The organism is Runella limosa DSM 17973 (assembly GCF_000482465.1).
GTDB lineage: Bacteria > Bacteroidota > Bacteroidia > Cytophagales > Spirosomataceae > Runella > Runella limosa.
In genome coordinates, this window is the sequence record NZ_KI519422.1 from 67,528 (window position 1) to 88,470 (window position 20,943).

23 protein-coding genes are annotated in these 20,943 nt (G+C 44.0%); 5 read left to right on the forward strand and 18 right to left on the reverse strand.

Going from position 1 to position 20,943, the window contains the following annotated elements; all coding sequences use genetic code 11:
• The 4 genes from K339_RS0118180 to K339_RS0118195 all read right to left on the reverse strand — a co-directional run bounded on the left by K339_RS0118180 (position 1) and on the right by K339_RS0118195 (position 4,501).
• Positions 1-666 carry an ABC transporter ATP-binding protein gene (locus K339_RS0118180; RefSeq protein ID WP_028524875.1) on the reverse strand — a complete coding sequence of 222 codons (666 nt, stop codon included), beginning with the start codon at positions 664-666 and terminating at the stop codon, positions 1-3.
• Positions 667-690: 24 nt separating this feature from the next.
• Positions 691-2,166, reverse strand: coding sequence for a TolC family protein (locus K339_RS0118185; RefSeq protein ID WP_028524876.1), 1,476 nt, complete (start codon positions 2,164-2,166; stop codon positions 691-693).
• 7 nt (positions 2,167-2,173) lie between these two features.
• Entirely contained in the window at positions 2,174-3,424 is a 1,251-nt protein-coding gene (locus tag K339_RS0118190) for an efflux RND transporter periplasmic adaptor subunit (RefSeq protein WP_028524877.1), read from the reverse strand.
• Positions 3,425-3,577: 153 nt separating this feature from the next.
• Complete coding sequence (locus K339_RS0118195; protein ID WP_028524878.1) at positions 3,578-4,501, reverse strand: Rpn family recombination-promoting nuclease/putative transposase; 924 nt, start codon at positions 4,499-4,501, stop codon at positions 3,578-3,580.
• Positions 4,502-4,744: 243 nt separating this feature from the next.
• Here K339_RS0118195 and K339_RS0118200 point away from each other — a divergent pair, with 243 nt between their 5' ends.
• The 4 genes from K339_RS0118200 (at position 4,745) to K339_RS0118215 (ending at position 9,808) form a co-directional block, all read left to right on the forward strand.
• Positions 4,745-5,209, forward strand: a complete 465-nt coding sequence (locus tag K339_RS0118200; RefSeq protein WP_028524879.1) for a (2Fe-2S)-binding protein — start codon at positions 4,745-4,747, stop codon at positions 5,207-5,209.
• Positions 5,210-5,219: 10 nt separating this feature from the next.
• Positions 5,220-7,349, forward strand: coding sequence for a xanthine dehydrogenase family protein molybdopterin-binding subunit (locus K339_RS0118205; protein ID WP_028524880.1), 2,130 nt, complete (start codon positions 5,220-5,222; stop codon positions 7,347-7,349).
• A gap of 130 nt (positions 7,350-7,479) precedes the next feature.
• Positions 7,480-8,871, forward strand: a complete 1,392-nt coding sequence (lpdA, locus tag K339_RS0118210; RefSeq protein ID WP_028524881.1) for a dihydrolipoyl dehydrogenase — start codon at positions 7,480-7,482, stop codon at positions 8,869-8,871.
• Between the two features lie 163 nt (positions 8,872-9,034).
• Positions 9,035-9,808, forward strand: a complete 774-nt coding sequence (locus tag K339_RS0118215; RefSeq protein ID WP_028524882.1) for a hypothetical protein — start codon at positions 9,035-9,037, stop codon at positions 9,806-9,808.
• Between the two features lie 3 nt (positions 9,809-9,811).
• On the opposite strand, the gene K339_RS0118220 is transcribed toward K339_RS0118215, so the two are convergent.
• From K339_RS0118220 to K339_RS0118235, 4 genes are read right to left on the reverse strand one after another with little or no spacing between them, the layout of a single operon-like run.
• The gene (locus K339_RS0118220) at positions 9,812-10,318 is read right to left on the reverse strand and encodes a hypothetical protein (protein WP_028524883.1); all 507 of its coding nucleotides are present in this window, start codon (positions 10,316-10,318) and stop codon (positions 9,812-9,814) included.
• Positions 10,319-10,375: 57 nt separating this feature from the next.
• Positions 10,376-11,506, reverse strand: a complete 1,131-nt coding sequence (locus K339_RS0118225) for a hypothetical protein (RefSeq protein ID WP_028524884.1) — start codon at positions 11,504-11,506, stop codon at positions 10,376-10,378.
• 38 nt (positions 11,507-11,544) lie between these two features.
• Positions 11,545-12,696: a Ppx/GppA phosphatase family protein gene (locus tag K339_RS0118230; RefSeq protein WP_028524885.1), complete on the reverse strand. Its 1,152-nt coding sequence runs from the start codon at positions 12,694-12,696 to the stop codon at positions 11,545-11,547.
• Between the two features lie 19 nt (positions 12,697-12,715).
• The gene (locus tag K339_RS0118235) at positions 12,716-13,165 is read right to left on the reverse strand and encodes a hypothetical protein (RefSeq protein ID WP_028524886.1); all 450 of its coding nucleotides are present in this window, start codon (positions 13,163-13,165) and stop codon (positions 12,716-12,718) included.
• A gap of 370 nt (positions 13,166-13,535) precedes the next feature.
• On the opposite strand from K339_RS0118235, the gene K339_RS0118240 reads away from it, so the two are divergent.
• The gene (locus K339_RS0118240) at positions 13,536-14,195 is read left to right on the forward strand and encodes a porin family protein (RefSeq protein ID WP_028524887.1); all 660 of its coding nucleotides are present in this window, start codon (positions 13,536-13,538) and stop codon (positions 14,193-14,195) included.
• Between the two features lie 93 nt (positions 14,196-14,288).
• Here the strand turns inward: K339_RS0118240 and K339_RS0118245 are convergent, their stop codons facing one another.
• The 10 genes from K339_RS0118245 to rplM all read right to left on the reverse strand — a co-directional run bounded on the left by K339_RS0118245 (position 14,289) and on the right by rplM (position 20,924).
• A complete protein-coding gene (locus K339_RS0118245) occupies positions 14,289-14,669 on the reverse strand; it encodes a LytR/AlgR family response regulator transcription factor (protein ID WP_037301173.1) in 381 nt (126 codons plus the stop codon).
• Between the two features lie 256 nt (positions 14,670-14,925).
• Positions 14,926-15,264, reverse strand: a complete 339-nt coding sequence (gene mscL, locus K339_RS0118250) for a large conductance mechanosensitive channel protein MscL (RefSeq protein WP_028524889.1) — start codon at positions 15,262-15,264, stop codon at positions 14,926-14,928.
• A gap of 57 nt (positions 15,265-15,321) precedes the next feature.
• Positions 15,322-16,212: a DUF3078 domain-containing protein gene (locus K339_RS0118255; RefSeq protein ID WP_028524890.1), complete on the reverse strand. Its 891-nt coding sequence runs from the start codon at positions 16,210-16,212 to the stop codon at positions 15,322-15,324.
• A gap of 33 nt (positions 16,213-16,245) precedes the next feature.
• Positions 16,246-17,076, reverse strand: a complete 831-nt coding sequence (locus K339_RS0118260) for a mechanosensitive ion channel family protein (RefSeq protein ID WP_028524891.1) — start codon at positions 17,074-17,076, stop codon at positions 16,246-16,248.
• A 1-nt stretch (position 17,077) separates the two neighbouring features.
• Complete coding sequence (locus tag K339_RS34085) at positions 17,078-17,281, reverse strand: hypothetical protein (RefSeq protein WP_037301054.1); 204 nt, start codon at positions 17,279-17,281, stop codon at positions 17,078-17,080.
• 24 nt (positions 17,282-17,305) lie between these two features.
• Positions 17,306-17,926 carry an RNA polymerase sigma factor gene (locus K339_RS0118270; protein WP_229598769.1) on the reverse strand — a complete coding sequence of 207 codons (621 nt, stop codon included), beginning with the start codon at positions 17,924-17,926 and terminating at the stop codon, positions 17,306-17,308.
• A gap of 195 nt (positions 17,927-18,121) precedes the next feature.
• Positions 18,122-18,961: a translation elongation factor Ts gene (gene tsf, locus K339_RS0118275; RefSeq protein WP_028524893.1), complete on the reverse strand. Its 840-nt coding sequence runs from the start codon at positions 18,959-18,961 to the stop codon at positions 18,122-18,124.
• Positions 18,962-19,165: 204 nt separating this feature from the next.
• Complete coding sequence (rpsB, locus tag K339_RS0118280; RefSeq protein ID WP_028524894.1) at positions 19,166-19,972, reverse strand: 30S ribosomal protein S2; 807 nt, start codon at positions 19,970-19,972, stop codon at positions 19,166-19,168.
• A gap of 119 nt (positions 19,973-20,091) precedes the next feature.
• The gene (gene rpsI / locus K339_RS0118285; RefSeq protein WP_028524895.1) at positions 20,092-20,478 is read right to left on the reverse strand and encodes a 30S ribosomal protein S9; all 387 of its coding nucleotides are present in this window, start codon (positions 20,476-20,478) and stop codon (positions 20,092-20,094) included.
• A 2-nt stretch (positions 20,479-20,480) separates the two neighbouring features.
• Positions 20,481-20,924 (reverse strand): 50S ribosomal protein L13, encoded by a 444-nt coding sequence (gene rplM, locus K339_RS0118290; protein WP_028524896.1) that lies wholly within the window; start codon positions 20,922-20,924, stop codon positions 20,481-20,483.
• Positions 20,925-20,943: the final 19 nt, after the last annotated feature.

The window sequence follows — 20,943 nt, forward strand, 5'->3', positions numbered from 1 at the left end:
TTAGGATACCTGTGAACCGTCAAATAATCGAATTAAACGATGGGTGCGTTTGGCCATGTTTTCGTCGTGCGTTACCATCACAATCGTGGCTTTATCGCGCTGGTTGAGCGTGAGTAAAATGTCCATAATCTCGTTCCCCATGTTGCTGTCCAAATTTCCCGTTGGCTCATCGGCCAAGATAATTTCGGGCTGACCCACAATGGCCCGCGCAATGGCCACGCGTTGCTTTTGTCCCCCCGAAAGCTGGTTGGGATAATGTTTCATTCGATTGCTCAACCCTACTTTTTCGAGTGCTTCCGAGGCCAAGCGGCGGCGTTCGGCACTCGACACGTTGCGATAGAGCAAGGGCAATTCTACGTTGTCCAATACAGGTAAGTCATTAATCAAATGGAAACTTTGGAAGATAAACCCGAGGGTTTGGTTCCGAAAACTCGCCAATTGCGCATCCGAAAGACCATTAGTTTGTTTTCCGTCGATTTCCACTTGCCCCTTCGAAGGCTCGTCGAGCAGCCCGATGATGTTGAGCAGGGTACTTTTTCCGCAACCCGAAGGCCCCATAATCGACACAAATTCTCCTTTTTCGATGTCCAAATTCACTTTGTTGAGCGCAACGGTCTCTATCGTGGCTGTGCGATAGACTTTTTCGATGTTTTTTAGCTGTATCATGGTTTATTGTTTTATTTAGTTACTCTACTTGGTTCTCCCTTGGGGGGCTAAAGGGCTGTTGGTTTCAAAATCGTACAAAGTCAACTGCCGAAGCTTGTAGTAAGCGCCCCAATAATCGCGCAGGGCGTAAATATAGTCGCGTTTGGCTTGGTCTTTTTCGGTAAAAGCAATGCTCAAGTCGGTGATGCTCAAATTGCCTAATACGTAGCGTTCTTGGGCTATTTTGTATTTTTCTGAGGCAATGCTATCGGCTTCAATAGTGAGCGCCAACTGGTCGCGAAGCATCTCAAAGAGCGATACTTGGGTGTAAATTTCTTGACGAAAATTTTGTTGGTCTTGCTCCACAGCATACTGTGTTAATTGGCGCTGTGCTTCGGCGGTTTTGGTACGTGACTTCGACCGTCCCCAGTCCAAAATCGGGATGTCAAGTTGTAGTTCAACGGTTTGTTGGTCTTGGGGTTTACGGTACAGCTCAGGCACGGTTAGCCCTCGGTTCGAAAATCCCATCGTGGCCATCAGCGTAGCATTGAGCCCGTTGTCGCCTTTGGCTTTGGATACAGCGCGCTCGGCCTCTAACTTCCGACGGCTAAACCCAATGGCATCGGCCCGATTGGCAAACGCCTCCGTTATGGCCTTGTCCGTTGATAATACCATTGCAATAGGAGGGCGCGGCGTATTCAAAACTATCTTTCCCTCGTTTTGAAGACCGATAAAACTTTTCAAATTGAGCGACGCGATTTCCAAATCACGCTTTGACACGCCTACTGCTTTTTGGGTTTTGAGCAACTCCAACTGCAATTGAAGAATTTCGTTACGGCTTGTTTTTCCCAATTCAAACTTCTCCTTGGCTACTTTTAGGATATTATCGGTATTGGTCAAGTTGGTTTCGGCAATCTGTAAATTGACTTGCGCCAACAACAAATCGAAAAACAATCCACTGGCCTGCAACGAGATTTTCTCCAACGATTCTACGTAGGCTTGTTGGCTTTCGTTAAATTTTAAAGGCTCAATTTTTTTATCCCACTTAAACGAGTTGAAGCGTAGCAACGGCTGCATGTACCCAACGGCAAAAGGAGTACCGTTGTAAAGGGTATTTTTACGGTCAAAATCATCAAAACGCTGCAACTGCGACGTGGCATAAATACTTCCACCCGTCGCTGCAATGCTCTGGCTTAGGGATAAATTAAGGGATGAATTGTTGTTGCGCACGGGTTGGAACTGAATCGTCCCATCGGGCTGACGTACTTCGATAAACGACCGACTAAAAGCGGGCAAATTTCCGTTGAGCGTCAGTTGTGGTTTGTAGTTCGACAAAAACGTGCGGTATTCCCAGTACTTCGTTTCTTTCGTCGTGGCCGCTTGCCGCGCCGAAATCGACTGATTACGAGCCATTTCTACTACTTCCGAAAGTGTCAGTCCACCTTGTCCCCAAAGCAGCCCCCCTTGTCCCCAGAAGGGGAGTATAAGTGCAATAAATGCGAATAGATATCTGTTTTTCATGCTGCTGTTAGGGAGTAAGTTTGACCTCTTTCGCGTTTTTAAACTTGCTCATGTCTGAGATAATCACCTTCTCTCCCGCTTTAATACCTTCCAAAATCTCGACATAATCAAAGTTAGCTAAGCCCACCTTTACCGTGCGACGCTCGGCTTTTCCGTCGTTGCGAAGTACAAACACATCCTGTACAGGCACGCCCGTAAAGCCCGAACCATTGGCAACCCGAACGACTTTAGAGTGGGCATCCGTAATCGGAAAGACCTCGACCTTCATTTTAGGGCGTAGAAGTTTATGCCCTTTGTCGTCGAGTTGAATGTCAAAATTGACGATGTTGTTTTGAACCGAAGGAGAGATATTCGTCAACGTACCTCTAAGCAACGTCTCATTGACCCTGACCACGACTCCCATACCGATTCGGATTTGTTCGGCATAATTATCCGAAATAGCTCCAATGATTTTGAAACCACCCAAGTCGGCCAAACGCGCCAAAACCTCCCCTTCTGCGACCTTGGAACCAATATTTTTATTAACAAACGTCAACACCCCCGAGCGGTTCGCCGTGATATTTGCTTGTTGTAATTTGCGCTGAAGTTCCTGTAAATCTTTCGCCTGAATTTGTGCCTCAATTTCCGACTCTTTGATGTCGGCCTTCACCGTTTGTTGTTTGATACGGATGTCGTTTTCGAGTTGGCGTTTTTCAAGTTGGGCAATCCGCAACGTCTGTTCTGCTTGCTCAATGGCCTCCCGTGTACCTCCTCCTGCGCGAAAGAGTCGCTTGGCATTTTCAACTTCCGCCCGAAAGCTATTGATTTTTAAGCCTTTGATGGAGTCATTGATTTTTAAGTCATAGACACTTTTATCCAACTCCCAGCGAAGTTTGACAATGCCGTTACGCTTTAGTTCGAGTTGGTCTTTTTGTTTGTCAAAACTTAGTTGGGTAAACTCTTTGTCCAACTCCAGAATCTTGTCACCTACTTTCACCGAAGCCCCAGGCTCTAGGTACGTTTGCTGAATCACGGCCGTAATGGGGCTAGTAATCACAGCTTCAAAATCAGGTTGCACTTCACCTGAGGCCGTGAGCGTGTTTTCGACATCTCCCACTTCTGCGGTAGCGAGTCGCACGTCTTTTTGGTCTATGCTATTTCCAAAGGAATTTCGCAGTAACCACACTGCAAGGACAATTCCGCCTGTGCCTACGACTATCCAAAGCCAGCGTCGGCGCGATTGTTGCTTTTTACTTTCTTCTGGTAACTCTCTGTCCATTTTTGAAAAATTTTGGCTGTTTCTCTTTTAATGGCTTCAATACCCATACCAGAAGTCAATTGTCTATTTATCAGAATATTAGATTTGTTTAAAAAAAGAAAAAGTGTTCGAAATCGAACACTTTGTTTGAAAATGGAAGGCAACTTTTATAAACTAGCGCAATGCCTCTATTTCTTCTGGGGTTAATCCTGTTAGGCGCATAATTATTTCAACGGGCATATTTTCAGCAAGTGCAGAACGTGCTATCGTCTTCTTACTTTCAATCACCCCCTGTTCTCTACCTTGTTCTCGCCCTTGCTCAATGCCTTGTTCGATACCCTGTTTTAGACCTTCTTGCAAACCAGCAAGGTGCCCCTCAGAAGCTGCGGTATCAATCACATTCTTTAAATCTCGGTAATATTTTAGGCTGGCTTCGTACCCTGCCAACTCAGCCGCAGAAAACTTCGCGATTTCGGCCGCTTCAAACAGTTTAGTGAAAATTTTTTCTTGCAAAGCTACAGGACGTTTTTCCAAATAAGGCAAGTGTTTTAGAACATACAACCACTTATCATAAGGCGTTTCGAGTTCAGCCTCCGTCTTCGTAAAATGGGGCATTTCGAGGTAAATAAACGTCAGCTTTTCGTAAAAAACACGATTGTGTTGGTCTTTCAACTTTACTTCGTGACGAACTTCTTTTTTATCACTGTCTTCCGTAAAAACAAAGTCTAGTATCCCAACCGTATATATCTCAGCTAGTTTAAAATTCCAATCCCCGCGCTGTGCTTGTTCTTGAATTGGGAAGGAAGCATAAAACACACTACGGTCTTTGAAATAGTTCTGCTTCGCTTTTTGCATTTCTACAATAAAACGCTCTCCGTTTGTTCCTACGCAATACAAGTCAAAAATGGCCTTTCGGTCGAGCTCTTTTTGTCCAAGATGTTCGTTTTTAGCATACGACAAATCAGCGATTTTATGACGGCTCGGCAGTACAACTTCATTCAAAAAATCGATCAGCAAATCCTTATTTGGTTCAGAACCAAAGAGTTTCTTAAAACCAAAATCAGTAAAAGGATTAACGTATTTGTCTTGTAAGGCCATGAGTTACTAATTTTAAACAAAGTTATCCTTTTATAGATAAACTTTGACGATGAATTACTTTTGTGTTAAGTCTGGCTTTTAGACTTAGACGAAATCAACCACCCAAAGTATCAAGCTGTTACCTAGTTGGGTTATTAATCTTGAATCTCCCACGATTCGTCGCGAAAAATAACCTTTCATTGTATCAAGGCTAACTTTTTAGACTGACTTTATGTTATAGTTCCAACTTTAATCTTCTCTAACATGGCATTATTTCAACTCAAAATCAACGGCAAAAACTATCCTGTTGATGTCGATGCCAATACCCCGCTTCTGTGGGTATTGCGCGACCACCTCGACTTAGTTGGCACTAAATACGGCTGCGGAATGGCCATGTGCGGTGCTTGTACCGTACACGTCAACGGCGATGCAACGCGCTCGTGTGTGCTTCCAATTTCGGCGGTTTCTGCCGCCAACATCACGACTATTGAAGGGCTTTCAGAAAAAGGTACTCATCCCGTCCAAGAAGCTTGGGACGAAGTGGATGTTCCACAATGTGGGTATTGTCAAGCGGGACAGATCATGACAGCTTCGGCCTTGCTTTCTAAAAATCCCAACCCATCTGATAAGGACATTGAGGAAGCGATGGTCGGTAATATTTGTCGGTGCGGCACTTACCACCGTATCCACGACGCAGTAAAAGTGGCGGCAACCAAAATGAAAAAATAACCCTACGAACATGAGCACAAATCAATCCAGAAGAGATTTTTTTAAAACAACTGCCGCCGCAGGTGGTGGCTTGGTGTTGGGGTTTAGTTGGTTCTCCTCGGAGGCTTTTCAACCTCAAGTGGTAGGTACAGCAGCCGCTGACGCCATCGACTTTAACGCTTACTTAGCTATTTCTCCCTCAGGGACTGTTACCATATTTTCACCCAATCCCGAAATTGGTCAGGGCATTAAAACGGCGTTTCCTATCATCGTTGCCGAAGAACTTGATGCCGACTGGGAAAAGGTAAAAGTCGAACAGTCACCGCTTGATACGAAAAAATTTGAACGCCAACTGACGGGCGGAAGCGGTGCGATTCGCCACTCGTGGGAACGCCTCCGCAAGGCAGGCGCTACGGCCCGCGCATTGCTTATCGAAGCAGCTGCGCAGCAGTGGGGCGTGCCTGCCAGCGAATGCAACGCCCAGAAAGGAATGGTTGTACACAGTTCTGGCAAAAAACTTAGCTACGGTGATCTTGCCGTTGCGGCCTCTAAACTGCCCGTTCCAAAAGAAGTAAAGCTCAAAGCTACTTCCTCTTTTAGCCTCATCGGAAGTCGTGTCAAAGGGGTTGACAACAAGGATATTTTGACGGGTAAAAACCTATTTGGGATTGACTACAAACGCCCAGGTATGCTCCACGCCCAAGTTCAACGCCCTCCTGCTTTCGGTCTTAAACTCAAGTCGTTTGATGCCACCGAAGCCAAAAAAATGCCAGGGATTGTCAATGTCGTTTCGTTTGGAAACAAAGTGGCGATTGTGGGTAAAACCAACTGGGAAGTAATGCAAGCCCGCAAGGCGGTGAAAATTGAGTGGGAAAAAGAAAAAGACCTTGAAAGTTCTGCCGACCACGACCGTTTGTTCAAAGAAATGCTCAACGGCACCAACGTCACCGTTCAACGCAAAGACGGCGACGTCGAGGCTGCTTTTAAGAATGCCCACAAGGTTATTGAAGCCGAGTACCAGTGCCCATTTTTGCCGCACTCGCCCATGGAGCCCATGAATTTCTTTGCTCATTTCAAAGGCGATAGCATTGAGTTGGCAGGGCCAAGCCAAACGCCCGAAGCAGCGCAGAAGCAAATTGCCAAAATGCTCAACATCGCGCCCGAAAAAGTAACGTTAGAACTTACGCGCATGGGAGGGGGCTTTGGCCGCCGACTAAATACCGACTATGCCGTTGAAGCAGCGGAGCTTTCGAGCATCATCAAAGCGCCCGTGAAAGTAACTTGGACGCGCGAAGACGACATGACAGGCGGAATCTATCGTCCTGCCGTTCGTTATCGTTTCAAAGCTTCCATCGACAAAGCGGGAAACATGACGGGCTTCATGCTCCACGGAGCAGGTATGAACGCGGGTAATTCGACGCGTCAAGACAATTTCCCCGCTGGTGCTGTCGATAACTTGTTGATTCAATCTTCAGATCATAAATCTCCGATTACGACAGGCCCGTGGCGAGCACCTATCACCAACTTCTTGGCCTATGCCGAACAAGCGTTTTTGGATGAAGTTGCGGCGGCGGCGGGCAAAGACCCCGTTCAATTCCGTCTTGAGCTGTTGGACAAAGCCGAAAAGAGCCCCGTCGGTAAAATCACATACGAAACTAAGCGCTTCCGTGAGGTGATTAAATTGGCAGCTGAAAAATCAGGTTGGGGTAAAAAGAAAAAAGGAATATCTCAAGGCTTTAGCGTTTATTTCTCCCATGCTTCGTACGTGGCGCAGGTTGCAGAAATGACGATGGCCAAAGGAAAGCCTGTGTTAAAGAAAGTGTATGCTGCCGTTGACTGCGGAATCGTCATCAACGAAAGTAGTGCCAAAAACCAAATTTATGGCGCGATTGTCGATGGAATTGGCCACGCTATGTACGGCAACTTGACCTTCAAAGACGGGGCTCCGCAACAAGAGAACTTCAACAAATACCGCCTCATTCGATACAATGAAGTGCCAGACATTGAAGCTCATTTTGTGAATAACGGCATCGAACCCACAGGTTTGGGCGAACCTGCACTTCCACCAACGGGAGGAGCGTTGGCCAATGCGATTTTCAAAACTACAGGAAAACGCCTCTACAATCAGCCATTTGCCGACCAAGATGGGCCGCTCGGTTAGGGTTTGCGGATAGTTACTTGTCAAACCAACTTTTAAGCCTATTTTTGCGTTCGTTTTCAGGGAGGTTGTTTGCTTTCCCAGCAACAATCTCCCCACAATTCGAACATCCAACTACTCAAAATTAGAAGAAATGGCTTCACAGTACGATGTAATAATTATCGGCAGCGGGCCTGGTGGCTACGTGGCTGCCATCCGTGCTTCACAATTGGGCTTGAAAACAGCCATCGTTGAAAAAGAACACCTCGGTGGAATTTGCTTGAACTGGGGCTGTATTCCCACCAAAGCATTGCTTAAAAGTGCCCAAGTTTTTCAGTACATCAACCACGCCAAAGATTATGGTATCACGGTAGGTAGCGCAGAAGCTGATTTCGGTGCTGTCATTAAGCGTAGCCGTGACGTTGCCAACGGGATGAGCAAAGGAGTGAACTTTTTGATGAAGAAAAATAAAATCGACATCATTGACGGACTCGGACGCGTTAAGCCTGGCAAAAAAGTAGAAGTAGAAAACGACGGTAAAAAAACCGAATATACTGCCAACCACATCATTATTGCCACGGGAGGCCGTGCACGCCAATTGCCTAATGTACCTATCGACGGTCAGAAGGTCATCGAGTACCGCAAAGCCATGTCACTCGAAAAACAACCTAAGTCGTTGTTGGTGATTGGCTCAGGAGCAATCGGTGTTGAGTTTGCGTACGTTTACGCAAGCATGGGCACGAAAGTAACCATCGTAGAATTTATGCCAAACATCGTTCCAGTAGAAGACGAAGAAATCTCGAAAGAGTTGGCAAAACAATACAAAAAACTTGGTGTTGAGATTTATACTAACTCTAGCGTAGAGAAAGTAGATACCAGCGGCGCAGGTTGCGTTTCGACCGTAAAAACTCCTTCGGGCGAAATCAAAATTGAGACCGATGTGGTACTTTCTGCGGCGGGTGTAGTCGCAAATATTGAAAACATCGGTTTGGAAGAAACGGGTATTAAGTTGGAGCGTGGCAAAATCGTTACCGACGATTATTACCAAACCAACGTTCCTGGTTACTACGCCATCGGCGACGTTACCAAAGGCCAAGCTTTGGCGCACGTAGCTTCAGCCGAAGGAATTATTTGTGTAGAAAAAATTGCAGGAGAGCATCCGCACCCACTCAATTACAACAATATCCCAGGCTGTACGTATTGCTCACCTGAAATTGCGTCGGTTGGATACACCGAAAAAGCTGCCAAAGAAGCGGGCTACGAAGTTAAAATCGGAAAATTCCCGTTCTCGGCTTCAGGTAAAGCCAAAGCAGCTGGTGCTCCCGAAGGATTTGTAAAAGTGATTTTCGACGCGAAATACGGCGAATGGCTTGGTGCACACATGATTGGAACCAATGTAACCGAAATGATTGCCGAAGTAGTGGTAGCTCGTAACCTCGAAACGACAGGCCACGAAATCGTTAAATCGGTTCACCCTCACCCAACCATGTCTGAAGCCATCATGGAAGCCGCGGCTGCCGCTTATGGCGAAGTGATTCACTTGTAAGATAGACACTGCTGGTAGGACTTAACTACCTTTGAAAAAAGCCCTTAGCTCGTTTGGTTAAGGGCTTTTTTCGTTCTTATTTTGCAATAATTAAACCACTCATCCGTTTTGGATTGCGAATTAACACCGCAATCACCACCTTCGCGTCAAATCTCACATAGCCATGACTCGTCTCTTATCCTACTTCATTGTATTCGCTACAAGTGCATTATTTTTTGCCTGTTCTACTGAAAACGAAAAAAAGCCCGTTACCGAAGGCCCCATTTATACCTTGGTGTTTATGGATAAAACCCAAAGTGTAAACGTGAACAAAGCCTTTGTTACGCAAAAATACCAGCAGATTCTCACCGATTTGGTTGAACAAAACATTCACCAGAAAGGCGATAAAATGGAAGTATATTTTATTCACGAAAATACCCAAAAAGCCCGCGCGTTGTCGCTCACTTGTCGTACCGAGGTGGATGATGTCAGCCACATGAACGCCACTGACCGCGAAGCAGCCGAAACCACCGCCGACCTTGGTATCCAGCGCGAGCGCATGATTTTCTTGAAGCAATTGTTGGCAAAACTTAATGTGCAAAATGTAGGCGTATCGCAGCGCCAAACTGATATTTGGGCCAGCCTACCTGTTATTACCAAAGCCGCTGAAACGGGCGCTGAAGTACGGGTATATTACCTAAGTGACATGATTGAAAGCATGAAAGGTACCAATCGCCGCGATTTTCACTCAAACCCTCCTAAAGACAATGCGCAAGCCGACGAATGGGCCAAGGCCGACGCTAAACAAATGCAGCAGTATGCCTTGAGTGCATCTTCTATCAAAATTGCGTTGCCGTTTGAGCCCACAAGCAGTACCAAAGAAAACAACCCCACGGTGACGCAGTATTGGACAACCCTTCTGCAAGAGTTGGGGGCTGGTTCGGTAGAGGAATTGTAGTGGTTAGCCAAAGAGCTTGCGCCATCCCCACAGCAACAATACAAGAAGCAACGCAAAAATGACCAGTACGTACTCAAACTTGAGGTACGAAAATACTACTATGCGTGTGCGGTCAACAATCCACATGATGGCAATGGTGGCAAAAATCATCAATACCAAACCACTGAGCTTCTGAAATCCTGGGATGTAATCAAACGACACCACGTTTCGACGAATCAGCCAAAGGGTCAGAAACATGGAGAAAAAAGGGAGAATCTGGGTGTAAATGTTGAAATCGAAGATGCTTCGTCGTTCAAACAAAAATAGATACACATTGAGCGTAACGGAGAAAATCCCTGGAATACAAATCAAATAAATCAAGAACGCATAAAAGTAATTCCAAGGCGGAAGGTGCCCTTCATTTTTGCCTAGAAGTCCTGCCAAAAACGCCATCAATGGCACTACTGCAAAATAAAAAAGCACCCAATCAGGGCGTTCTCCAATTCGGTCAAAAAACTGTTGTAAGGTCATGGGTTGCGTCAAAAAAAACTTCCCGAAAGGTTGTAGCTTTCGGGAAGTTGCGTCATCCTAGTTAAAAATATCCGTAATACCGCCGCCCGCATTTTTCTGCTCCGAAGTGAGCTTATAATTGGGGTTTGAAATCCGATTGGAGTCGCTTACCTCAAACTCGCCTCCTTTGATTTGGTTGGCAAACGTCTCTAGGCGAGCATAGGCACGTTCATCGTTTGGATTAAAGTCTCTCACAATGCTGTCCAAATCGCGAATATTTGCTTGGGTGCTGGCAATATCGCTGGCAATTTGTCCTGAAATCACTTCCAATGCGTAGTCCAACTGCCAATCTTGGCTTTGTCCTAGCACTTTGCGGGCGCGGGTTGTTGCGTTGTTAGCCGCTGCCATCGCACGAGACTCTGTTTTAAGCAAGTTGATGCTTGTGGCAAAGTCTTTCAATTTTTCGTCAAATGCGTGGCCGTAGCCTACCAACTTGCGGTCAAGTTTGGCAAACACATTGGCACGAGAACCAAAAGTATCCACCAATCGCTTATAGGTTTCGGCTTCCGATACAGCGCGATTTCCGTCACCAATGGCCGCGTTGAGTTTACCTTCCAAATGGACAAAATCGTCAGTTTCGCGCGCGGCGTCACCACCCTTTTCTATCATTTTGTCTAACTTTACTTTCAATGCTTTGGCCTCTTCTTGGCAATACACTACTTTTTGACCCGCATCTTTGGCTAGTTTCTCGGCTTTTACGGCTTCTTGTTTCATCTGAATCTTACAAGCGTTGATTTCGGCCTTTACCTTTTCAAATTGTTGACGCGAATCTTTCATTTTGTCTAACTGGTCGTCAAGTTCTCCAAAGGGATCTACTTTAATCAGAAACTTGTGCAATCCGCGCACCAATCGACGGAATAGTTTAAAAATAAACGGCGCCAACATTACGCCTAATACCACCGTACCTACAACCACCAATGCGGCCAGTGCCTTTGTAAAAGCCGCTACGATGACGGGAAGTACGAACATGAAAAAGCCGTATAAAATCCCCAGCATCAGGATAAGCCCCACAAACCAGGCAATCGACTTTTCGCCTTTTTTCCAGTTGGCCATGTTTTCTGGCAACACTTTTAATTTATTTTCTCCGCCATCTAAATGTTTTAAGATAGGCAGGTCGCTCAGTTTTGTCAATGCTTGATTATTGTCCATGAGAAAAGAAAGTTGGTTATACTTTGTCAAAAATAAGTTTATTTGGCTTGAAAATCACCTTTGTACGTATCATAAACGGTGGTATTAATCCAATACGCATCTCTGGTAAAATAGAACGTCTTGCGTTCGGGATTTCCGATTTCTCGGATAGCTTGCAACACCAGCGAAATTCCCGCTAGGCACGCATCGCGGTTATATACTTTTTTGGTGGCTTTGTCGAGGTCGCGCACCATCAACTCTTTCAGCTTCGCATCCTTGACGTTATCAAATTTTCGAGTTTCAAACTCCGACCATCCGTCGGGCATGCGAAGCATGTTATAAAACTTCAATAAATCGTCGTATTTAAACTCGATGATTTCGTCTTGGACTTTTTCGGGAACCAACCACGTGATAAATTGGTACGAAACCCCACCTGTGGTATAAACGATGTTGCGCGTCGCCGAGCGAATCTCAGGATTATCGTTGAGTGACGAGCGAATCAACGGCGCAATTGAGTCTTCGACCATACTTTTCAAATCTTGTACGTAGGACTCAAATCCGTTGGTACGTTTCAAGATACGTTCTGACAAGCGGCGGGCTCCGTACTCGATGTTATACGATTTGAAGGTATAGCGTTCGCGACCATCGGCCCCTACGTATTTCTGCAAAATCCCCCCTTTGGTATTTCCTCCGCCTACGTCCACCAAAATTGCCGAATCGAAGTCTTCGCGGGCCAACCCTGCCCTTGCGCCGTAGGTGGCTTCGGCTTTGGCAGGCATGTTGATGTTGACGCGCATACCGAGGTTTTTCTGGGCTAGTGCGTCTAAATCGCCAATGTTAGAAGCAATATTCACCCCCGAAGACGCATAAATGATAAAGTCTTTGTTGGTCAATTTATACACCGACTTTACATCTTCCATCATTTCTTGTACAAAAGCAATCGCTTCTTGAATGTCAGCGGGACGAAGTTTACCCCCGTTGGTTTCCATCCCTTTTACCAAACCTACGGTTTCTTGGCGGTCATAGACGAGTTTATAGCGCAGTTTGTTGTTTTGGAAATAAAAGCCCATCACTGACAGTTTTACTCCCTGTGAGCCGATGTCAAACCCGCCGCGATAACCCGCGTATTTGGGCGTTTGTGCTATTGTTTGTAAGGCTACCATGCAAAAAGCAAGTAGCATAAGTAAGCCTTTATGTATGTATTTTTTCATGTTTAGAGAAATTTTAACCCTAGATATCTACTTCAACATCTTCGTTGTTTTTCGACTTCTTTTTAGGTTTTGTTGGTTCTGCCGACTCTTTTTTCGTCACCGATTTTTTGGTCGTTGCTTTTGTCTTTTTAGGTGCCGTAGTCGTCACCTTTTTTGCAGGTTCGGCAGCTTTTGCCGCCGCAGGAGCCTCGTCAACGGCCACGTCGTTTACGTTAGGCTGCGCTTTCTCTTCTACTTTCGAGGGCTCTTTGCTATCCGAAGCAACTTTATCCGTCGAAACCGAAGTGTTTGCTCCATCTGATACCGCAACTGTATCAGCACTGGCCGTCGTTGTTGCTGTTTCTTCTTTTCCGTTTTTCAAAATATACCAAGCAGAGCCACCTAACACGCCTGCAACGACCAAAAAGATGAGTACTTTTGAAAAAGTAGTGAGTTGTGACCAAAATCCGCGTTCTTGTTGAGGTTCCATGAGTGGTTAATGATTGTTAATTGTTTTTTGATGTAATAACTAGGCTGCCAAGTAACAGACGAAGTACCGAAACTATTTTAACAGAACCAAGTGAGAATAGCATATCTATGAATTAATGTGCTGTAAAACAGTGGGTTTGCTTGAATGTTTTGACTGATTCATTGATTTAACGGTTCAAATGTATGAGGTAGTTGGGTGCTATTTGTAAGATTTTTATGAGTGGTTAAGGAGGTGTAAGAGGTGCGTTTTTTAAGTAAGATTGGTATCATTTTCAAATTTAGAAAATTCTGTAAACAATCTCGACGATACTGTGGGCGTTAATCCGTCATCATTGTTATTATTTTTACACAATAACTCTCTATAACAAACCATGAAAAAGGTAATTTTGGCGTTTTTGGTTCTATCTGCTGCTTTACAAGCCAATGCGCAATTTAATCGCAAATTAGTTTTTGTCGGTGTGCGCGGAGGAGCAAACTTCTCACAACTTCAAACCGAAGGACTGAGCATCACGCGTCCAGGAGCATCTGTTCAAGATTTTTTTAAAAATAACTCAGGTAATCGTACAGGATACGTAGTCGGAGCTTATGCCCGTATTGGTCGAAAATTATTCATTCAGCCAGAGATTCTTTTGTCATCAAAAGGAGGGACATTTGAAATTCTTAAAAGTGGTAGCACCACTCCCGTCAATGTAGATGTGAAGTTTAGCCAGATTGATATTCCTGTTTTGGTAGGTTTTAAATTGGGGCCATTGCGTTTTAATGCGGGTCCAATGGCATCACTCAACGTTGCACAAGGAAGCCAATTGGGAGATGCCCTGAAAGTATATTCGTCTCAGAATATCAACAAGACCATCGAACAAGCCACTTTTGGATACCAAGCAGGTATTGGTTTAGACATTCGGTCGTTCAATATTGATTTACGTTACGAAAGTGGGCTTTCTAATATTTCGCAATTGAACTTACAGAACAATGCGCAGTTCAACAGCAAAGTGTCGTTGTGGCAACTTACGGCGGGTTTCACCCTGTTCTAAAATGAATTCGTCCTGCCGATGAGTCGGCAGGACGATATTTTATCAATTAACCCACTAAAAAAAAATCTTTATTCTGATAGAATTGTTTTCTGACTAAGCTGCACGCCTCAATACTGGGCACACTTCGCGAATCCGACGGCGTGATATGGCAATCTCTCTTCCCCCTTGCAACCGCAATGATCGGTCATCCTCACAGTAATCTTGCAAAAATGCCAAGTTGATAATCCAAGATTTGTGAACACGCAAAAACACGGTCTTGTCCAAAATATCTGCATAACTCTTCAGTGTTTTAGACACCAAATACCGTCTTCCGTCACTTGTATAAATATAGGCATAGTTTCCTGAGCCTTCCATGCACACCAACTGACTCATAGGAATTACTATTTGACGCGTACCATTCGGAATAATAATGCTATTGTTTGAATGTGTCCCCGAAGAAGTAGGGATGCTAGTAAGTAGAGGTTGTGTGTTCATGATAATGTCAGTTTTAGCGTGAGGGGGATAGGGGCTTGCCATCTAATTTGACATCACAAACATACTAGAAAAAAAGAGGGGAGTAAAACGCGTATAAATACGTATATGGATGTAATTATTTGAAAATCAGTCATTTATATGGTTGTTTGGTTTGATAATGCCGTACTACCACTTGATAAAACACGTAGAAATACGTATATAAAAAAGCCCTGCTTACATGGAGTAAACAGGGCCTGGGTAAATGATAAAAAGCTAATTATTCTTTGGGAGCTAGAGAGTTTGAAAGTTTGGCTTTGTTGGCCGCCTTCACAATGAGGAAGATTACCCACATTGTAATCAAAAATTGGATACCAACATTGATAAAGCTACCGTAGCGTATTGCCACTTCGGCGGTTTGGGTAGCAGGATCTGCGGCTTTTAATACTACTTTGAGGGCTGATAAATCAACGCCACCAATAGCTAGTCCTACGACAGGATTGATGATGTCATCCATAAAAGCAGTTACTACTTTTCCGAAAGCAGCACCTACCAATACCCCGACGGCCAAATCTAGGACATTTCCTTGGGCAATAAACTTTTTGAATTCTTGAAGCATAATTAGTAGTTGTTTAGGGTTGCGTAGCTAATTTACAAAATCATTTTAAATGCTCAATTACCAGCTGTACAAAAAGCCAAAGTTGATGGATTGTGCCAGCTGCATTTTAGCGATTTGATCTTGGTCATAAATGGCGATTAAGCCAATGTTAACGTTGAAATACTTGGCAAACTTTGCAGTTAATTGGGCGTCCAAACGATTGTCGATGGCTGCTAAGTCTTTGGCACTGGCAAAAGCCTGATAACGCCATTTTAAATTGACATCTTTCACCAAATCTTTGTTGTAGTTCATCACCAATTGCATTATTGCCACCTCGTTCCGAATGGCTTTTCCACGCTCAACACCATAGTTGGAAAACTTGTATTCTGGACTTAAACGGTCAATGTCTAAGTAGAGATCTTTATTGCCCAAAATCGTTTGACGAATGGCGCCTGGGGCAAACTGCATGTTGAAAAACTTATTTGGTTTCCATTCCAACCCTATGGCTTCGGTAATGTAGGCTGGCGTAAAGAACCCAGAGATAAACGGCCGTCTATCGTTTGTAAAGTCGCGACCATTGGCTACTTGCGACAAGAAGTTTACATTGGCAAAAAACAACCATTGTGAGTTCGTGCCTAGTTTATAACCGTACTTTGAATCAAAGAAGAGGCGGTCAATGCTTTTACGAAAAGCATCTCCTCGGTTTTGGATAGCTCCTAGTTGGAACTGAAAATCATTGACCCAGTTCTTCCGTGCTCTCGTATATTCACCTTTAGAATTGAGATACACCCCCAAGGCAATGTTGTTGATACCCCCACCTTGCCAACTATTACTAAATGTACCTTGGCTTAAATTTACCCCAAACTGTGATTTTTTCTTCCAGTAACTGGTGTCTTTGACGGCTTCTTGTGCCCAAGCTCCGAGCGTGGTAAGGACCATCATTACAACTAATGTACTAACTTTTTTCATGGCAAAACTGATTTGTTTTCAGTGCGATTTATTCTATTTGTCAAAAATTTCTACTTTTTTTGATTGCAATGCTTGCAATGGGAAGACGGTTTTTGACTCGCCCGTTTCGAGGGTAATAGAGGTGGTATCAAGGGCAATGATTTTTCCTTTGACATCGTCTATTTGAATGATCTGACCTTCTTGGTATTTGTTTTTATTGTAAAATGAAGAGAGCAGGTTGGCCAAAATATCTTTTGAGGCAAAGCCGTATCCAACTGCAAAGGCCAAAACAATTCCACCCATCAGAAGATTAAAACTCGATTCTAACAATTCGGTATTGACACCTGCTTGGCCAAGGGCGCTGATGATGGTAATCACCAAGAAAAAGGTAAAGACAATTGAGCCAATCAATTTTGCCGAAGGTACATTAAAGGATTTACAAATAGATACCACCGCATTTTTAATGGCCTCTGAGACCAATACCCCAATTTGAAGCATGATTGCCGCTACAATAAGTTGGGGAACAAAATTGACAAGTTTTTCTACCAAACTTGTAATAGCACCGACTCCTAATGTACGCGTAGCATCCGTAACAAAACCAAGCATGATAAAGTAGTACAATACTTTTGATACAATATGGCTTAGTTTAATTTCCGTTTGAAGCTGTTTTACAATACTAACTTCGTTGAGTTTATCACCAATTTTATCAAACCCTACGCGCGCTAATACCTTACTTGTAATCACTGCTAACCCTTTGGCGACGGCATAGCCAATCAACAAAATAAAAGCAGCGAAAATAAAGCGGGGGACAAACTCTACAAATTGATTGATTAGTTTGGTAAGCGTACTAATGAGTATTTCGGTGAGGTTGGGTAATTGTTTCATTCTAGCTAGAGGTTTTGTCTTGATTAGGTACAGCTTTATTTAGCTCATTGCTTGCCATGGCACCAGCGGCACTAAAAAAATGCCCCACATAGAGCGTTACAAGCTCCATAGTGTTTCTAATCGTGTCAATTTCTGATACGATTGCTTTTTTTAGCGACTCGGGTACCTTATCGTCGGGGTCGATGTCGAAAAAAGGATTATTCATTTTGCGATTTTAGTATTCCTAATGTTAGTGTTTCAGCCACCACTTCACTAAGATGGTTAATTTGGTTATAATCAGCATTGTGAACATCGCGCCTTCGAGGTAGCGTTTCTTGAGCTTTTCTTTGGTGCGCTTTAGTCGCATTTTAACGGCGCTCTCAGTCAACCCAAAAGTATCGGCGATGTCTTTGATACTAAAGTCGTCTTGATACTTCATGAGTAGAATTGTTCGCTCTTCGTGCGAAATCCCATCCAAAGCTTGACGAAGCCGTTTAGCATCCATTTCTATTTCTTCAATATCATCTCCATCTTCGGCCACATCAATAGTTTCGGTCAATTCATCTTCGGCCATTTTCTTAGTTAACCTCAACTGATCCATGCAATAGTTGTAGGTAATAGAAAATAACCAAGTAGAGAATTTTGAAGACTCTTTGAACGTGCCAATCCGTACGATTAATTTTAGAAAAATATCGTGGGTAAAGTCCTCCGCTTTTGCCTGGTCTTTCACAAAAGACAGACACTTCCTATACACTTTATCGGCGTATCGCTCATAAAGTGCTTCAAAAAAAGTGTTGCGTTGCGTGTCAACATACATGCGCACCAACTGCTCGTCGGTATAGTGATTCATTCCAATTGAGTGTACGCTCATTAGGACGGTAAGATAGGTTTAGAGTAACAAGAAAAATTGAAGTAAAATACAGAAAATCTTCTAACACTGCACACAATGAGGCATTTAATTTTGCTCGTTATGGCTATTTAATAAGCTAAATACGTTTATTTATATAATAAAAATACCCTCAGATATAATTTTCTGAGGGTATTAGTTATATCTAAAAGGAATAAACTAGGCGCCGATAGCGATGTGCTTGAATGCCTTAATTGTAAGACCTTTTTGAGTTTTGTCTAATAATTGAGAAATTGTCAAAGAACCATCTTTGATAAATTCTTGGTTCAACAAAGTATTTTCTTTGTAGAATTTGTTCAAACGACCCAATGCGATTTTCTCAAGCATTGCTTCTGCTTTGCCTTCGTTGCGGGCTAGTTCTTTACCAATTTCGATTTCGCGCTCGATGACAGCTGCATCCACATCGCCTTTATCCACTGCGATTGGCTTCATGGCTGCGATTTGCATCGCAATGTCACGACCTACTTCTGAAAGGTCAGTTCCTTCAGTTACGCCATCAAATGCGACCAATACACCACGCTTGTTGTTTGAGTGAATGTATGAGCTAATCGCGTCAGCTGTTACGTTTTCGTAACCTATTACTTCAAGTTTTTCACCGATTTTACCAATCAATTCTGTGATAAGCTCCTGAAGTGTTTGGCCGTCGGCTTGAGGAGTTGCCAAAAGTGTTTCTTTGTCAGCAGCGTTAGTAGCTACTGCTTGGCTCATGATATTGATGGCCAAATTTTGGAAACTTTCTACTTTTGATACAGGTTCAGTTTCGCAAGCCAATGCAACGATTTTGCCGTTTTTGCCATCAGGGCTTACATGAACCAATACTACGCCTTCAGATACAACGTTGTCAGCGCGTTTGGCTGCTACTTTTTGACCTTGTTTACGAAGGATGTCAACCGCTTGCTCAAAATCACCATCTGCTTCGGTAAGGGCTTTTTTGCAATCCATCATACCAGCGCCAGTCATTTGGCGGAGCTTGTTTACATCTGCTGCGGTAATTGCCATTTTTTATAAAAGTTAATTTTAGTAATTTAATGATTAATAAGTACTGATTTCCAATAAAATAAGTGACTTGGTAAAACTACGCAATCGGTTTTGTATTTGTTTCACCTCTTACTTTATGAAATCGTTAAACGGAATAGCCCATAGCCTATGAGCAGCTACGGGCTATCCGACCGCCGCCGAAGCGGTGGTATATATATTGAGTTCTTAGTCCTCGTCAGTTGCTTTAGCTACTGGAGCTTTGGCGGCTGGCGCTTCTGAACCTGTGTCTTCCGAACGCTTCGCGTCTTCTTCTTCGGCCATACGTGCGTCATCGCGCTCTTGCTTACGTTCGATGAGTCCTTCTTCGATTGCCTTACCGATGGCAAGGGTAATCAATGAGATTGACTTATAAGCATCGTCGTTTGCGGGGATTACGAAATCTACTTCATTAGGGTTTGAGTTTGTATCGCACATTGCGATGACAGGAATACCCAAACGTTTTGCTTCAGCTACTGCAATGTGCTCACGCTTCACATCTACTACAAACAAAGCTGCTGGCAAGCGCGTCAAATCAGCTACACCACCCAACAAACGCTCCAACTTATCTTTCTCACGACCTTTGATAAGGCGCTCACGCTTTGCAATATTGCTTGCAGTAGCTTCGTCACCCAACAACTTCTCCAAGCTCTGCATTTTTTTCAATGACTTACGAATGGTAGCGAAGTTTGTCAACATACCACCTAACCAACGCTCGGTTACGAATGGCATTTTCAAGCGACGTGCTTCTTCCGACACGATTTCTTGTGCTTGCTTCTTAGTAGCTACAAACATCACTTTACGGCCTGAACGAACTACGCCTTTTACGTATTGGCAAGCTTCGTCAAGTGATGCGATTGTTTTATTAAGGTCAATGATATGGATGTCGTTTTTCTCCATGAAAATATATGGAGCCATACGGGGATCCCACTTACGTGTCAAGTGACCAAAGTGTACACCTGCATCCAACAGGTCTTTGTACTCTAATTGTGCCATTTTATTAGCTAAATGTAAATGTTGTTAGAAAAATTTTGAATACGCAGCACCGCGCAACGGACACCATAAGCGCAGTCTGGACAAATTCCCACAACCCCGTTGGGGGAGGAGGGCAGGTATTAGCGTTTCGAGAATTGGAAACGACGACGAGCCTTAGCGCGACCGTATTTCTTACGCTCAACCATACGAGCATCACGTGTCAAGAATCCTTCTTTCTTAAGAGCTGGACGGAACTCAACATTGATTTCGCACAATGCACGAGCAATCGCCATGCGAGTTGCCTCAGCTTGACCACGAACACCACCACCGCGAACGTTCACTTTAATATCATAATTTGAAGCTACATTAACGGTTGTCAAAGGCTGCTTCAAAATGATTTGGAGCGTTTCGATTGGGAAGTACTCAGCAAACTCACGGCCATTCACCTTGATATTTCCTTCTCCGGCTGATACGTAAACGCGAGCTACGGATGTTTTTCTTCTACCTACTGTGTTAGTAACTTCCATGATTAAAATTTAATTTCTTTCGGTTGTTGAGCGGCATGTGGGTGTTCTGCACCTGCATACACGTGCAAATTAGTGTAAATGCTACGACCAAGACGATTTTTTGGCAACATACCTTTCACCGCCATTTCAATGACTTTGTGTGGTTGTTTGGCCAAAATTTCACGCGGAGTAGCAAAACGCTGACCACCTGGGTGACCTGTGTGGCGAACGTATTCTTTGTCGGTCATTTTCTTGCCAGTCAAACGCACTTTATCGGCATTGATGACAATTACATTGTCTCCACAATCTACGTGAGGAGTGAAATACGGCTTGTGCTTACCGCGTAAAATTTTGGCAATTTGGCTAGCCAAACGACCCAAAACTTCACCCTTAGCATCTACTACTATCCATTCCTTTTGTACGGTAGCAGCGTTAGCCGAAACGGTTCTGTAACTGAGTGTATCCACTTTGTTAAGTGTTTTTTCG